Origin of the sequence: Aeromonas sp. 603079, from assembly GCF_049172135.1 — a bacterium.
Classification (GTDB): domain Bacteria; phylum Pseudomonadota; class Gammaproteobacteria; order Enterobacterales; family Aeromonadaceae; genus Aeromonas; species Aeromonas veronii.
Map to the genome: position 1 here is coordinate 1 of NZ_JAAKPX010000002.1, position 16,001 is coordinate 16,001.

Below are 16,001 nucleotides of genomic sequence, written 5' to 3' on the forward strand. Positions count from 1 at the left end.
CATACCAGAATGGTCGAATTGCCCTGAATGCCATATCGGGCTTGTGCTTGCTGGCAACTGAGCTCGCCTTTTTCAATTTGCTCGACCAGTGCCAGTTTAAAAGTCAGCGAGTAATCGCGCTGTGTCCGTTTCACACCTTGTCCCATCGGGCTCTCCATTTATTGGGGGGAAAGGTGTAAACCATATTCAGGACGGGACACGGACAATAAAAAAGCCAGCATCAGCTGGCTTTTTTATTGTCCGGCGCAGGCCGCTGGCAGCACACAGGGCAGGGTCTCCCCTGCCCCATCGGCTTAGCCTTCTACCTTGCCCCAGGAATCGCGCAGGGCAACGGTGCGGTTAAACACCAGATGCTCCGGGCTGGAGAGCTTGTTGTCGGCGCAGAAGTAACCTTCACGCTCGAACTGGTAAGCCTGCTCCGGCTTGGCGTTTTTGAGCGACGCCTCGACACGGGCACCCTCGATGATCACCAGGGATTCCGGGTTCAGCGCGGCTTCGAAGTCATCCTCGGCGCCCGGGTTCGGTACCTTGAACAGACGGTCGTAGAGACGCACTTCCGCTGGCAGGGAGTAAGTGGCGCTGACCCAGTGGATCACCCCTTTCACCTTGCGGCCATCGGCCGGATCCTTGCCCAGGGTCTCGGGATCGTAGGAGCAGTAGATGCAGGTGACTTTGCCATCGGCATCTTTCTCGATGCGCTCGGCCTTGATCACATAGGCATTGCGCAGACGCACCTCCTTGCCCAACACCAGACGCTTGAACTGCTTGTTCGCCTCTTCTTTGAAGTCCGCTTCGTCGATGAAGATTTCACGGGTAAAGTTCAGCTCGCGGGTACCCATCTCGGCATTGCTCGGGTGGGCCGGGGCAGTCAGCACTTCGTCGGCAGCCAGGTTCTCGATAACCACTTTCACCGGATGCAGCACGGCCATGGCGCGCGGTGCATGTTCGTTGAGGTCTTCACGGATACAGGCTTCCAGCATGCTCATCTCGACGATGTTGTCCTGCTTGGTGACGCCGATGCGCTTGCAGAACTCGCGGATGGAGGCCGGGGTGTAACCACGACGACGCAGACCGGAGACGGTCAGCATGCGCGGGTCATCCCAACCATCGACGTGCTTCTCGGTCACCAGCAGGTTCAGCTTGCGCTTGGACATGACGGTGTATTCGAGGTTCAGACGAGAGAACTCGTACTGACGGGGGTGGCAGTCGATGGTGATGTTGTCCAGCACCCAGTCGTACAGACGACGGTTGTCCTGGAACTCCAGGGTGCAGATGGAGTGGGTGATCCCTTCCAGCGCGTCCGAGATGCAGTGGGTGAAGTCATACATCGGGTAGATGCACCACTTGTCACCGGTCTGGTGGTGGTGGGCAAACTTGATGCGGTAGATAACCGGATCACGCATCACCATGAAGGGAGATGCCATGTCGATCTTGGCGCGCAGGCAGGCGGTGCCTTCGGCGAACTCGCCGTTCTTCATCTTGGCAAACAGCGCCAGGTTCTCTTCCACGCTGCGATCGCGGAACGGGCTATTCTTGCCCGGCTCGGTCAGGGTGCCACGGTACTCACGCATCTGCTCGGGCGTCAGCTCGTCCACATAGGCCAGACCCTTTTCAATCAGCTCGATGGCGTAGCCGTGCAGCTTGTCGAAATAGTCGGAGGAGTAGCAGATCTCGCCGTTCCACTGGAAGCCGAGCCACTGTACGTCCTGCTTGATGGACTCTACGTACTCGATATCTTCCTTCACCGGGTTGGTGTCATCGAAACGCAGGTTGCACTGGCCCTGATAGTCGCGGGCGATGCCGAAGTTCAGGCAGATGGATTTGGCGTGGCCGATATGGAGATAACCGTTCGGCTCGGGCGGAAAACGGGTATGCACGCTGCTGTGCTTACCGCTGGCCAGATCTTCATCAATGATCTGACGAATAAAGTTAGTTGGGCTGTTCGCCTGACTCATGGCTCACCTCAAAAAAGCGTCACTGGCGGAAGTTGTGCCGGCTGGCACCCTCATCCCCCCGCCGTCAAGCCGGGTATGATCCCTTATTACGGGCGCTGTCTCAACCTGAATTTGGCACTTCCGGGCCATTTCCCGACCATTGCGCCACTAAAAACGGCGTGGCTTGGCACATTGCACCCCAAATGAATAAAAAAGCCCCGCACGAGGCGGGGCTGAAAGTGATGAAAAACACAAAACAGACAATTACACACAACAAAGGCTCACACGCACAGTCAACCTTTCCCAAACCCGATACGCCATCGCCCTTGGGAAAGGCGGGTCTTGCGACCCACCTCATGTTAACGGTTGACTGCTATCAGTTCAGTTCGGTGACGCGGCTGGTGCGCTTGCCATCGAAGCTGGTGGTACGCAGGTAGACCTTGCCATTCACGCTCGGCTTGGCCGCTGCGTCATAGGCACTCCAGTTGGTACCGTCCAGGCTGTACTGGATGGGCAGGCCCGGCAGGTCCACGTTCGCTTCCAGCACACCGTTCACTACCTTGGCGCCCGGTACGGAGAGGCGGTATTCAACACCGGCCTGATCCAGTTTCGGCAGCACGCGCTGACCCAGTACGTTGGCAAACTGGTTCCACTCTTTGTTGAGGGTGGCCTTGTTGACGAACTTGGTCTCGCCGGAGAACTCGCGACCCTTCACATAGTTCAGCTCGAAGCCACCTTTGTGCCAGGCACGCTCGGCCACGGAGAAGATACGCGGGTAGACCATGTACTCGTACTGAGCATCGGTACGCACGGTTTCACTCCACTGCTGACCGGAGATCCCCTTGAACTTGACCGGATCCTGGTCACCCTTGGCCACGAAGGCGTTGCCGTCGCGGTCAACCGAGGTCTCGGCGTTCTGCGGCAGGTTTTCCGGGGCGAAGGCAAACACCTTGCGCGTGTCGTTGAAACGGGTTGCCCAGTAGTAGCCACGCTCGGCCGGGTGTACTTCGTTCGGGAAGTCGAAGTAGAGGTAATCCGGGTTGGACAGCACCACTTGGTAACCCTTGTGCGCCCACTTCATCGCTTCGTTGAAGCCACCCCAGTAGAGGGTTTCCCAGAAGTTGACACGGGTGTTGTCGGTGGCGAAGTCCTTGGCACCGCTGGCGTACTTCAGACCATCTTCCCACGCCTGCAGGGTAGAGAAGCCGCGGTCTTTGACCATCTGGCCCACTTCCTTGGCAAAGTAAACCGGCAGCTCGCCAACTTCCTTGATCTTGCCTTCGTCGATCATCTTCTGGCACATCGGGGACTTGCCAAACGGCTTGTCCTGCTTGCTGGAGTCGACGTTGCCTTTCCAGGCGACCAGCTCTTCTTTCTTGGTGACGGCCGGATCCTGATAGCCACCGCCCTGCATGATGTTCTTCGCCTCATCACCACCGTAGTGCCATGCGGTCAGCGGCTGACCGGCGGCCTGGTGCATCTGGGCAACTTCATCCATTACCTTGGCCACGAAGGTGGCAGCACCCGGCTGGCAAGGGTTGATGAAGGACATTTTGTCGTAGAACTGGACGGAGGTGACGTTGGAGGTGTCAGCCGGGTCAGTCAGACGGAACTGGTTGGCTTCGGCTTCTTTGCCTTCCGCCATCAGACGCTTGTAGCGCGCTTCCATGGAGACCACGGCAGCACGAGCGTGGGCCGGCATGTTGATCTCGGGGATCACGGTCACACCGCGGGCCTTGGCATAACGCACCAGATCCACGTAGTCAGACTTGCTGTAGAAACCGGAACCCTGGTTGTCGCTGGTCGGGCCGGAACCCAGTTGCGGCATCAGGCACTTGGTTTCGGACTCGTCGTGGCAACGCTGGCTACCGACCTGGGTCAGCTCCGGCAGACCCGGGATCTCCAGACGCCAGCCTTCATCGTTGGTCAGGCCAAGGTGCAGCACGTTGAGCTTCATGGCAGACATCTGGTCAACCAGCTTCTTCATGGTATCCAGACTGCGGAAGTGGCGGGCCACGTCGGTCTGCATGCCACGGTATTCAAAGCGCGGCGCATCTTCGACGGTCATCGGGCTCACCAGCTTGTCATCAACACCCAGCAAGGAGATCAGGGATTGTGCACCCCAGAATGCCCCGTCGATGTCGCGACCCTGGATCACGGTGCCCTTCTGACCGATGGTCATGTCATAGCCTTCAGCCTGCTTGAGCTTGCTGCCGAGCTTGATGGTCACCGGGTAGCCGGTGTCGGAGAGGGTAACACCCAGCTTGGTCAGTTGAGCCTTCAGGGCCTCGGCGCGATCGCTCGGCAAGTCCAGGGCATTGAGTTTGATGGTGGAGAAGTCAACCTGCGGACCAGCTTTGACGACCTGCTTCATCGGGGTCGGCAGGATCTGGTTGTCAATCTTGCCAGCCGGCAGCAGGGTGCTGGTCTGGTTGGCCGCGAAACGGGTTTCGCTGTTCATCAGGATGTTCTTGTCATCCTTGGTACGCTTCCAGCCATCGGCCGGCATCGGCTTCTCGTAGGTGCTGGCATCATTGATGTTGCTCATGCTGGCCAGTACTTTCGGCTCGGCACCTTCGCTGGCGACATACCAGTTCGGCATGATGTCAGACTCAAACAGCACCCAGTATTCCACCACCAGCGGCACTTCGACCGTGGCATCCTTGGCAAAGCCCTGGAACTTCTCGGTTGGCGTCAAACGATAGAGATCGCCGGTCAGGTGAGTGATGGTGAACTGGTCGTTATCCACACGCTGGATACGACGGATGGAGGAGACGTAGATGCTCCAGTCTTTGGAGGTGACGTCAGCACCGGTATTGGTCAGGTGCAGCTTGGCAACGCCACAGCTCGCCCACTCGGAACCGAGCGCCTGGCAATCGAGGCCGGCACCGGCACCGTCGTTGGTGACCACTTCATACTTGACCACCAGGTTGTTGGCGAGGGAGTCGACCACAGCCTGCTTGGCGGCATCGGCTGCCTGGACCTGGCTGACAAAAACGGTAGACATGGCAATGGCTAACAGAGAATGTTTCAAGTTCATAACTGCTGCTCTCATTTGAAGTAAAGGTTGGATTTTCTTGGCTTTTTTATATGGGGCCCCTGAGCGGGGCCCTTAGTTATGTCAACAATGGACTTAGACTTGAGGTGAGCGAGTCGCTCGATTAACGCAGGGCTTTCATCTCACCGGCGATGATTTCGGCCAATGGGCCCAGAATCACCTGCAGGTTCTGCTCACCGAGTTTGACCACACCGGCTGCACCCAGGGCTTTCAGCTTGCGCTCATCGACGATGCTGCGGTCTTTCAGAGTCAGACGCAGACGGGTGATGCAGGCATCGATGGAGACCAGGTTCTCTTGACCACCCAGCACTTCCAGGTATTGCTTGGCCAGCTCGGTACGGTTGGTAGATTGAGCGGCAGCCGGAGCAGTCTCTTCGTCATCTTCACGACCCGGGGTTTTCAGGTTCAGCTTGGCAATCACTACGCGGAACACGGTGTAGTAGAGGCCGAAGAAGACCAGACCCTGAGGGATCAGCATGTACCAGTTGGTCGCCAGCGGGTTACGGCTGGAGAGCACCATATCCACCAGACCGGCACTGAAACCGAAACCGGCCATCCACTGCATGGAGGCAGCGATGAACACGGAGATACCGGTCAGTACGGCGTGGATGACATACAGTACCGGCGCCACGAACATGAAGGAGAACTCGAGCGGCTCGGTAACACCGGTGAAGAAGGAGGCAAAGGCAGCTGCGATCATGATGGAAGCAACTTTCTCTTTGTTCTCTTTCTTGGCGGAGTGGTAGATGGCCAGAGCGGCACCCGGCAGACCGAACATCATGATGGGGAAGAAGCCAGCCTGGTACATACCGACCACGCCTTTCACCTGATCCAGGCTCTTGCCAGCGGCCAGAGCAGCATCGATAGTAGCCTGACCACCCAGGAAGTTCGGGATGTCGTTGATACCGGCCACGTTGAACCAGAATACGGAGTTCAGGGCGTGGTGCAGACCGATCGGGATCAGCAGACGGTTGAAGAAGGCGTAGATACCGGCGCCGGTAGAGCCCAGGCTCACGATGGACTCACCGAAGGAGACCAGACCACCGTAGATTGCCGGCCATACGGCCATCAGGATGAAGGATACGACGATCATCACCACGGAGGTTACGATCGGTACCAGACGACGACCGGAGAAGAAGGAGAGTGCCTTGTGCAGTTCGACGCTGCTGAAGCGGTTGTACAGCTCAGCGGCGATAACACCACACAGGATACCCACGAACTGGTTGCTGATCTTGGCAAACGCGGCAGGAACCTGCTCCACCGGGATGCTCTTGATCTGGGCCACAGCGCCCGGGCTCAGCAGGGTGGTAACGACCAGGAAGCCGACCAGACCTGCCAGAGCAGCAGAACCGTCTTTATCCTTGGACATACCGTAAGCAACACCGACTGCGAACAGTACGGACATGTTATCGATAATGGCTGCGCCCGCTTTAATCAGGAAGGCAGCCAGCGCACTGTCACCACCCCAACCATTCGGGTCAATCCAGTAGCCAACCCCCATCAGGATCGCTGCGGCAGGCAATACCGCTACCGGCACCATCAGGGCACGGCCGATCTTTTGCAAATAACCGAGAATGTTCACGGTTCCTCTCCTTAGTTAATGTTTTTCTAGAAATTAAGTGCTTATCACGTTTGACGCATAAGCCATCAAGGCTTGATTGGCAGTCTAGGGCTTTTATTTCGCTGCGCAAATTAATAAACCGATAATCGTGATCGTTATCACCCAAACAAGATAAAGGTGGTGGATAGATGTGGCTTAGTTCGCAATCTTTATTTACGCTATAAAACAACTTGAATCCGTCTTAGCCAATTGCCACCGCCAAACCGGTCGCAACCCGACACAGAGGTATCCCATATGCGCCTGATCCCGTTGAAATCTGCCAGCCAAGTAGGCCTGTGGTCTGCTCGTTACATCGTTGACCGCATCAACGCGTTCAAGCCGACCAGCGATCGCCCTTTCGTACTGGGCCTGCCCACCGGTGGCACCCCGCTCAACACCTACAAGCGCCTGATCGAGTTGCACAAAGCCGGTGAAGTGAGCTTCCAGAACGTGGTCACCTTCAACATGGACGAGTACGTCGGCCTGCCGGAAGATCACCCGGAGAGCTACCACAGCTTCATGCACAACAACTTCTTCAGCCACATCGACATTCGTCCCGAGAACATCAACATCCTCAACGGCAATGCCGAGGATCTGGTGGCCGAGTGCAAGCGCTACGAAGACAAAATCAAGTCCTACGGCAAGATCCACCTGTTCATGGGTGGCGTGGGTAACGACGGCCACATCGCATTCAACGAGCCGGCTTCTTCCCTCTCCTCCCGCACCCGGGTCAAGACCCTGACCGAAGACACCCGCATCGCCAACTCCCGCTTCTTCGGTGGCGACATGGAGCAGGTGCCCAAGCTGGCCCTGACCGTGGGTGTCGGCACCCTGATGGATGCGGAAGAGATCATGATCCTGGTCACCGGGCACGGCAAGGCACTGGCCCTGCAGGCCGCCGTGGAAGGCAGCGTCAACCACATGTGGACCATCTCCACCCTGCAACTGCATCCGAAGGGAATGATGGTGTGCGACGAGCCCTCCACCATGGAGCTCAAGGTCAAGACCGTTCGCTACTTCCAGCAGCTGGAAGCCGCCAACATCGGCCGTCTGTAAGGAGTCGTCATGTACGCATTGACCAACTGCACCCTCTACACCGGCAGCTGCGTGCTGACCGGCTACGGGGTGCTTATCGAGGGCGACAAAATTGTCGCCATCTCTCACCTGGCCGAACTGCCTGCGGGCATCGAGCAGATTGACCTCAAAGGCGCCAACCTGACCGCCGGTTTTATCGACGTCCAGCTCAACGGCTGTGGCGGAGTGATGTTCAACACCGACATCACGGTCGAGACCCTGGCAACCATGCAGGCGGCCAACCTCAAATCCGGTACCACCAGCTTCCTGCCGACCCTGATCACCAGTCCGGATGCCGACATGAAGCAGGCCGTTGCGGTGACCCGTGACTACATGGCTGCACACCCCAACGAGGTGCTGGGCGTCCATCTGGAAGGGCCTTACACCAACCTCAAGCGCAAGGGGATCCACCCTGCCGCGCAAATTCGCCAGCCAGCGGACGAGATGATCGACTTCTTCTGCGCCAACGCGGATGCCATCACCAAAATCACCCTTGCTCCGGAGCGCAACGAGCCGGCCCATATCCGCCGTCTGGTGGAAGCGGGCATTCTGGTCTCGGCCGGTCACACTGCCGCCAGTTACGATCAGGCCATGGCCGGGTTCGATAACGGTATTCGCTTTGCGACCCACCTCTACAACGCCATGACGCCGACCCTCAACGGTCGCGAGCCGGGCGTGGTGGGCGCCATCTATGATCGCAAGGATGTCTACGCGGGCATCATCGTCGATGGCCACCATGTGCACTGGGCCAACGTGCGTCTGGCTCACAAGGCGCTGGGGGAGCGACTGGTGCTGGTCACCGATGCCACCGCGGCAGCCGGTGCACCGGAAGGCTTTGAGAAATTTGATTTTTGTGGCACCACCGTCTTTTTACGCGATGGTCAGTGTGTCGACGAGAATGGTACACTCGGCGGTTCCTCCCTCACCATGATTGAGGGGGTGGAAAATCTGGTCAAGCAGGTCGGATTACCGCTCGATGAAGCACTGAGAATGGCCAGCCTCTACCCCGCTCGCGCCATTGGATGGGACTCACGTCTCGGTAGTATCCAGGTCGGTAAAGTAGCCAACCTCACTGTCTTCGATCAGGACTTCACGGTCCGTGGGACCGTGGTTAACGGACACTACACACAACAGTGACATCATGACTGGCGGACAAATAGCAAACGTAGATCTTATCAAGCAGGTCAACAGTGCAGCCGTGTATCGGCTCATCGACCTGCAAGGCCCCATCTCCCGGGTCAAGATTGCCGAGTTGAGTCAGCTGGCCCCGGCCAGCGTGACCAAAATAACCCGGCAACTGATCGAGCATGGCCTGATCAAGGAGACCTCTCCGCAAGCCTCAACCGGCGGGCGGCGTGCCATCTCCCTGACCACCATCAAACATCGCTTTCAGTTTGTCTCTGCCAAGCTGGGCCGCGGCTACCTGCAACTGAGTCTCTATGACCTAGATGGCAAGGAGCTCGACCAGCACGTCATTCAGGTGACCGAGATCGACCAGCAACCCGTGGTCGACATGCTGCTGCGGGAGATTGGCGCCTTTATCGATGCCAACCGCGAACGCTGTCGCAACCTCATCAGCATCGCGCTGACCATGCCGGGTCTGGTCAACCCGGAATCCGGCATGGTCATCTACACCCCCAAGTACCAGATCCGTAATCTGGGGTTAGCGAAGCTGCTTGAGAACCACTTCAACCTCCCCTGCTACGTGGGCAACGACACCCGCTCGCTGGCACTGGCCGAACACTTCTTCGGCGAGTCCCGCGACTGCATGGACTCCATTCTGGTGAGCGTCCACCAGGGGACGGGCTCCGGGATCATCACCAAGGGTCAGGTGTTCCTCGGTCAGAACCGCAACGTTGGCGAGATCGGCCATATTCAGGTCGAGCCACTCGGCAAACGCTGCCACTGCGGCAACTTCGGCTGCCTCGAGACCATCGCCTCCAACGAAGCGATAATCGACAAGGTGAAAGAGCTCATCAGCCGCGGTCACCAGAGCGCGCTGCAGGAGAAGCACATCACCATTCAGGAGGTGTGCAAGGCGGCGCTGGCGGGCGATGAACTGGCCCGCAGCGTCATCGAGAACGTGGGTGAGCATCTGGGACGGGCGGTGGCGATTACGGTCAACCTGTTCAACCCGCAGAAGGTGCTGATCGCCGGAGAAATCACCGCCGCCGAAGAGCTCCTCTTCCCGGCCATTCGTCGCTGTGTCGAGCATCAATCCCTGCCGAGCTTCCACCGTGGCCTGCCCATCGTGAAGGCCCGCTTCCAGAACCAGCCGACCTATGGCGGCTTTGCGCTGGTCAAGCGCGCCCTGCTGGAGGGAGATCTGCTGCAGATCATCATGGAGCAGAAGTAAGACACTGATCTTGCTAGATAACAAAACGGCAGCCAGTGGCTGCCGTTTTCTATTGTGTGCTTGCTAGCGGTTTAGCCCGCCCGACATGGCTTGAACAGATCCAGCTTGTTGTCGTAAACACTCGTCTGCACATCCATGATCCCCAGCATGGAGTGAAAGAGGTTGTCATGGGAGAAGCGCTGACTGCTCGCCTCCGCCGCCAGGCAACCCATATCAAGCTGGCGATCGGCCTGTAACTGGGGCGAGAACCAGGTCAGCAGCGGCACCCGGGTCTGATCATCCGGCGCAAACTTGTAGGGCGTGCCGTGCAGATAGAGCCCCATGGCCCCAAGGGATTCGCCGTGATCGGAGAGATAGACCAGTCCCACATCGTACTGGCTCTCCAGCGACTTGAGCTTGTCTATCAGCAGTCCCACCACCTTGTCGGTGTAGCGGATGGTGTTGTCATAGGTGTTGACCAGCTCTTCGTTGCTGCAGTTTTCAATGTCGCTACGCGGGCAGTCCGGCATAAAGACGCGCTCGCTGGCAGGGTAACGACGAAAATAGGTCGGGCCATGGCTGCCCATCAGGTGAAAAGCCACCAGCTTGTTGCCCTTCATGCCGGCAATCTGCTGATCCAGCCCCTCCAGCAGCACCTCGTCATAGCAAGACTCCCCCTGACAGAGCGCAGGATAGGATTTGGGGAGGATCTCGATGGTCGGCACATTGCGGCACACCCCTTTACAGCCGCCATCGTTCTCTTTCCACAACACCGAGACCCCGGCATGTTGCAGCACATCGAGCAGGCCGTCACGGGAGCTGGCAAGCTGGTCATCGTAACCGCGGCGAGTGAGGTTGGAGAACATGCAGGGCACCGAGACGGCGGTGGCTGTACCGCAGGAGCGCACATTCCTGAACGACACCACCCCCTGCTCTTTTGCTGTAAAGCTGTTGGTCGCCTTGCCATACCCGTTAAGGGAGTAGTTCTGGCTGCGCGCCGTCTCCCCCACCACCAGGAACATCAAAGTCGGCTTGCTTCCCCGGGCCACCACCCTGGCATCTGTCCCCAGATGCTGGTAGGGGATCGGCGTGGCAAACAGCACATCCCGCCCATATTTGTAGAGGCCGTGCACATAGTTGGCGGGCACAATCTCTTTGGCCAGCGACTTGTTGTTGCGCCCGACCGAGGCGTAATCCTGATAGTAAAGTGACGCGACGCCCCCGATAAACAGCAGAGAGATAGCCAGTGCACCAGCCCGCCACGCCAACCCCTGATACCAGCGAGCCGGATAGCGGATCCGCAGTGACCAGAGCACCAGAACAGGCAGCAGCCCGGTCAGCAGAAACCAGAGCGCAACCGAGCCATTCAAATAGGCACCCGCCTCACCACTGTTGGTCTCCACTATGTTCTGGATCATGCCGGCATCAAAGATGACACCGTATTTGAGCATGGCGTAGCTGACGATGGAGCCAGTCAGAATGAGCACGGTAAAAAAGGGCTTGAGCACAAACCGGAACGTGAAGGGAATAAACACGGCATTGAGCGCAGCGATCAGCACCAGCGGGATCGAGATGGCAAATCCGGCTTTGACATGGGTCAGGGCGCTGAGCACCGTATAGAAATGCAAAAAGATTGGCCAGTTCAGTACCAGGGCGAAAAAGAGCACCAGCAACAGATTGGTCTGCAGTACACCGAGAGTTACACGCATAAACAACTCCTACATACCGGCCTGCAGCGCAGCGGGCCGGCCAAGCCAACAAAAACGACGGGGCCAGCGTAGGAAGTAAAACTTAAGCGCGAATTAAGAGGAGAAGCACGGCGCTCGTGCGCCCCATCACAGCACGGGGTGCTCCGTAGCCCCGAAATGGATTTTTAGTTGTCTATCCATCGGATTTTGCTAGCTTGTTGAGTAGGCATTCACGAAATGCAGGTTAACCGATGGCACTGATCCAAGCCTCGATAGAGCAATTGAGAGTAGGCCACTATATCCATCTCCCCACGGGATGGACTAACCACCCATTTATGTTCAATACCTTCAAGATCAAGGATCAGCAGCAACTCGACATTCTCCGTCATCTTGATCTCACCCTGCTGATGGTCGACCCCGACAAGAGCGATCTGCCCATCGAGCCGCTGCTGCGCGGCGATATCCCCGATGCCGGGCCCGATCTCGAAGAGCTGGAGTCCCTGATTGATGCCGGCCCGCCCCCTTTTGACGAAAAAGCCTTTCGCCGCTCCATGCGCGCCGCCGACAAGGCCTTTGGCCAGTCCATGAGCGAGCTGCGTGATGCTCTCGGGGCACTCAACCTCAAACCGGATGAAGGGCTGGCCAACACCGCCCAGATCGTCCGCAATGCCGCCTTCACCCTTAGTCAGCACGAGGGCCCCCTCGGGCTTCACCTGATCCGTAGTCCCCACACCGATGTCCTGCTGCAGCACAGTCTCAATGTGGCTTTCATTGCCATGCTGATGGCCCGCGAATTGGGGATGAATCCCATCGAGCTGGAAGAGACCGGCCTTGCGGGACTTATCCACGACATAGGTGAACTGAAAATTCCCAGCCAGATCACCCAAAAGCGTGGTGAGCTAAACAAGGCCGAGCAGAACTTCCTCAAGATGCATCCCCAGTACGGATTTGACATGCTGAACCAACTCAATGCCTTTGAGCCCAAAATTCGTCAGGTAGCCCATCTGCACCACGAACGGCTCGACGGCAGCGGTTATCCGCTGGGGATCAAGGGGGGGGAGATCCCGCCGCTGGCGCGGCTGATCGGACTGGTCGACTTCTACGACGAGCTGCTTCATCCCCGCAACAGTGGCACGCCGGCGGCACCGAGTCAGGCCATCAGCCAGCTCTACAAGTTATCCCAGAAGAAGTTCGACCAGAATCTGGTCAAGTTGCTGGTCAAAGTGCTGGGGGTCTACCCACCGGGCTCCCTGGTGAAACTCTCCGACGAGAGCATTGCGCTGGTGCTATCTACCGAACCCACCATGCCCCTCAAGCCGAAGATCCTGCCCTATATCAAGGCCCAGCGGCCGGAAGCGGTCGCCATGATCGATCTGCGGGAAGATGAACGCACCATCAGTGCCTTTATCAAACAGGAGGAGCTGGATGAGGGACAGCGGCAGTTCTTCAATCTGACCCGCCGCTTCTGTTACTACTTTGCATTCTGAGTTATCCCCAGAAGCTGGGGATAACTCATTGGACAAACCGGAATAATTGCTCAAACCCCCATCAGAAGGTTGCCAACTGACCATGTATAAAAAACGCCCAGCCAAGGGGCCGGGCGGAGCATGCCACCTCCGTGTGGCGTATCCGGCGGATACATTCATGCTCCATTCATCAATAGCAATCCATCACCTCTTACACAAATATCAATTTAACATGCTGATTTAATGTAGTTTTATCCAGTTTTTCTGGCAAACTGACGGCCCGTTGCGCCCAGTTGGGCCAACAGAACAAGATCCTGATCACACTTATTCACGGGCTGGTTGTTTTTTAGGCTGGCTGATGGGGCGCGTTTTTTATGCAGTTGGTTCTCTCTTTGTTACAGCAGATGAGCGTCAGCCTGGTGATCGCCTATCTCTTCTCGAAAAGCCCGCTGCTTCGCCCGCTTGCCAACTATTCAGTGAGGCTTCCTCACAAGATACTGATATACATAATATTTTCATGTTTTTGCATCCTCGGAACCTATGTAGGCCTCGATATCGACGATGCCATCGCCAACACCCGGGCGGTCGGCGCCGTCTTGGGGGGATTATTGGGGGGGCCACTGGTGGGCTTTCTGGTGGGGCTGACCGGTGGTCTGCACCGCTATACGCTGGGGGGATTTACCGATCTCGCCTGCGCTATCTCCACCACCTGCGAGGGGTTGCTCGGGGGCATAGTGCACTGGCGACTGATGCGCTCGGGACGAACGGATGCCCTGTTTGAACCGCGTATCGCCTTCTTTACCACCCTCTACGCCGAGATCATGCAGATGGTCATCATCCTGCTGGTGGCGACCCCGTTCGACAAATCCCTGCTGCTGGTGCGCACCATCGCCACCCCGATGATTCTCGCCAACTCCTGCGGCGCGGCGCTCTTTATCAGCATGATCCGCGACCAGCAGCGGATGTATGAGAAGTTCTCCCGGGTCTTCTCCGCCAAGGCGCTCAATATCGCCAACCGTACAGTGGGGATCATGAGTCAGGGCTTTACCCCACAGGCGAGCAACAAGATTGCCCGCATCATTCAGGAGGAGACCGGCGTTGGGGCGGTCGCCATCACGGACACCGAGCAGATCCTCGCCTTTATCGGCACCGGCGAAGATCACCATCTGCCGGGCACCCCCATCGCGTCAGCCATCACCATGCAGGCCATCGCCCAGAACAAGGTGCTGTTTGCCGATGGCAACAGCCAGCCCTATCGCTGCAGCCTCTCCTCCGCATGCCAGCTGGGCTCGGTGCTGGTGATCCCGCTGCAGGGGGACAAGGGGGTGATCGGCACCATCAAGCTCTACGAGCCGAAGAAGCGGCTGTTTCTCAAGATCAACCACACCCTGGGGGAAGGGATTGCCAACCTGCTGTCACAGCAGTTGCTGGCCGGTCGGCTGGAGCAGCATCAGCGGCTGCTGGTGCAGTCCGAACTCAAGCTGATCCAGGCCCAGATCAACCCCCACTTTCTGTTCAACACCCTCAACACCATCAGTGCCATCACCCGGCGCGATCCGGACAAGGCGCGGGATCTGCTGCTGCATCTGTCGCTGTTCTTTCGCAAGAACCTCAAACGCCAGAGCGGCCTTGCGACTCTGCAGGAGGAGCAGGAGCACTGCCAATCCTATCTGGAGATCGAGCTGGCCCGCTTTGGCGATCGGCTGACGGTGATAAACGAGATCCCGCCCCATCTGGCCACACTGCGACTGCCCAGCTTCACCCTGCAACCGTTGATCGAGAATGCCATCAAGCACGGCATCTCGACTCTGCTGGAGCAGGGGCGTATTCGCCTCTATACCGATGAGCATCCCACCAGCGTCACTATCCATGTGGAAGATAATGCAGGCACCTGGCAAGCGCATCCCGCTGGCGACGGTCTGGGCATGACCATTGTCGATCGGCGACTGAAAAGCGCCTTTGGCGAGCGCTATGGCGTGACTATTGCGTGCGAGCCGGAACAGTGGACCCGGGTCTCGTTCACCATCCCCAAGGAGCAATCATGATCCGCACCCTGATTGTCGATGACGAACACTATGCCCGCGAAGAGCTGAGGCAACATCTGACCTGCGATCCTGCCATCGAGATCGTGGGGGAAGCGGCCAACGCCATCGAGGCGCTGCCGCTTATTCAGCGCCTCAAGCCTGATGTGGTGTTCCTCGATATCCAGATGCCCAAGCTGAGCGGCATGGAGCTGGTCGCCATGCTCGACCCCCTGCCCCGCATCGTCTTTGTCACCGCCTTTGACGAATATGCCATTCAGGCCTTTGAAGAGAACGCCTTCGACTACCTGCTCAAGCCGGTGGAGCCCGCCCGGCTCGCCAAGACCCTCGCTCGCCTCAAGCAGGATATCTCCCCGCAGCCCATCGAGCGGCTGGCCCCGACTATCGAACATATTCCGGGCTATCTGCACAATCGGGTCAGGCTGCTGCCCATCGCGCAGGTGGAGTATGCCTTCTCCGATCTGGGCGGGGTCCATGTGGCCTGTCAGGGCGAGCTGTTCCACACCCAGCTCACCCTCAAATCGCTGGAAGAAAAGAGCCCGCTGCTGCGCTGCCACCGCCAGTATCTGGTCTCCCCCAACGCCATCTTCGAGATCCAGCTGCTGGATAACCAGCTGGCAGAGATTGTCACCCCGAGCGGCGCCCGGGTGCCGGTCAGTCGTCGCTATCTCAAGGAGCTCAAAGATCAGCTGGGGCTGGACTGAGCCGCGGAGTGTGCGCCTGATCACAGCCGCCGACCGCTCGGCGCGCCAAAGCGCCGCTCGGGGAGTTTCACCTGCCAGTCAGGCGCAACCGTTTTAGACT

The 16,001-nt window shown here is 58.1% G+C and carries 10 protein-coding genes and 1 pseudogene; 6 read left to right on the forward strand and 5 right to left on the reverse strand.

What is annotated here, in order from left to right:
- From G5287_RS01210 to nagE, 4 genes and pseudogenes are all read right to left on the reverse strand, one after another.
- Positions 1 to 146 (reverse strand): annotated as a pseudogene (locus G5287_RS01210) (IS3 family transposase); the annotation flags it as partial.
- Positions 147 to 293: 147 nt separating this feature from the next.
- Positions 294 to 1,955 (reverse strand): glutamine--tRNA ligase, encoded by a 1,662-nt coding sequence (gene glnS, locus G5287_RS01215; protein WP_421230652.1) that lies wholly within the window; start codon positions 1,953 to 1,955, stop codon positions 294 to 296.
- Between the two features lie 355 nt (positions 1,956 to 2,310).
- Positions 2,311 to 4,974 carry a beta-N-acetylhexosaminidase gene (locus G5287_RS01220; protein ID WP_005334304.1) on the reverse strand — a complete coding sequence of 888 codons (2,664 nt, stop codon included), beginning with the start codon at positions 4,972 to 4,974 and terminating at the stop codon, positions 2,311 to 2,313.
- Positions 4,975 to 5,095: 121 nt separating this feature from the next.
- Positions 5,096 to 6,574 (reverse strand): N-acetylglucosamine-specific PTS transporter subunit IIBC, encoded by a 1,479-nt coding sequence (gene nagE, locus G5287_RS01225; RefSeq protein ID WP_076492426.1) that lies wholly within the window; start codon positions 6,572 to 6,574, stop codon positions 5,096 to 5,098.
- 273 nt (positions 6,575 to 6,847) lie between these two features.
- Between nagE and nagB the strand changes: the two genes are divergently transcribed.
- Genes nagB through nagC form a run of 3 tightly spaced genes read left to right on the forward strand, consistent with a single transcriptional unit; the run spans position 6,848 to position 10,022 of the window.
- A complete protein-coding gene (nagB, locus tag G5287_RS01230) occupies positions 6,848 to 7,648 on the forward strand; it encodes a glucosamine-6-phosphate deaminase (protein WP_005334308.1) in 801 nt (266 codons plus the stop codon).
- Positions 7,649 to 7,657: 9 nt separating this feature from the next.
- A complete protein-coding gene (gene nagA, locus G5287_RS01235; RefSeq protein WP_021231107.1) occupies positions 7,658 to 8,803 on the forward strand; it encodes an N-acetylglucosamine-6-phosphate deacetylase in 1,146 nt (381 codons plus the stop codon).
- 4 nt (positions 8,804 to 8,807) lie between these two features.
- Positions 8,808 to 10,022: a DNA-binding transcriptional regulator NagC gene (gene nagC, locus G5287_RS01240; protein ID WP_101530951.1), complete on the forward strand. Its 1,215-nt coding sequence runs from the start codon at positions 8,808 to 8,810 to the stop codon at positions 10,020 to 10,022.
- Between the two features lie 71 nt (positions 10,023 to 10,093).
- On the opposite strand, the gene G5287_RS01245 is transcribed toward nagC, so the two are convergent.
- Positions 10,094 to 11,710 (reverse strand): phosphoethanolamine transferase, encoded by a 1,617-nt coding sequence (locus G5287_RS01245; RefSeq protein ID WP_421230653.1) that lies wholly within the window; start codon positions 11,708 to 11,710, stop codon positions 10,094 to 10,096.
- Between the two features lie 230 nt (positions 11,711 to 11,940).
- Between G5287_RS01245 and G5287_RS01250 the strand changes: the two genes are divergently transcribed.
- From G5287_RS01250 to btsR, 3 genes are all read left to right on the forward strand, one after another.
- Entirely contained in the window at positions 11,941 to 13,176 is a 1,236-nt protein-coding gene (locus tag G5287_RS01250) for an HD-GYP domain-containing protein (protein ID WP_257124650.1), read from the forward strand.
- 353 nt (positions 13,177 to 13,529) lie between these two features.
- Positions 13,530 to 15,200, forward strand: coding sequence for a LytS/YhcK type 5TM receptor domain-containing protein (locus tag G5287_RS01255; RefSeq protein ID WP_421230654.1), 1,671 nt, complete (start codon positions 13,530 to 13,532; stop codon positions 15,198 to 15,200).
- Positions 15,197 to 15,901 carry a two-component system response regulator BtsR gene (gene btsR, locus G5287_RS01260; RefSeq protein WP_421230655.1) on the forward strand — a complete coding sequence of 235 codons (705 nt, stop codon included), beginning with the start codon at positions 15,197 to 15,199 and terminating at the stop codon, positions 15,899 to 15,901. Before G5287_RS01255 ends, btsR begins: the two co-directional genes overlap by 4 nt.
- The last annotated feature ends 100 nt before the right edge of the window (positions 15,902 to 16,001 follow it).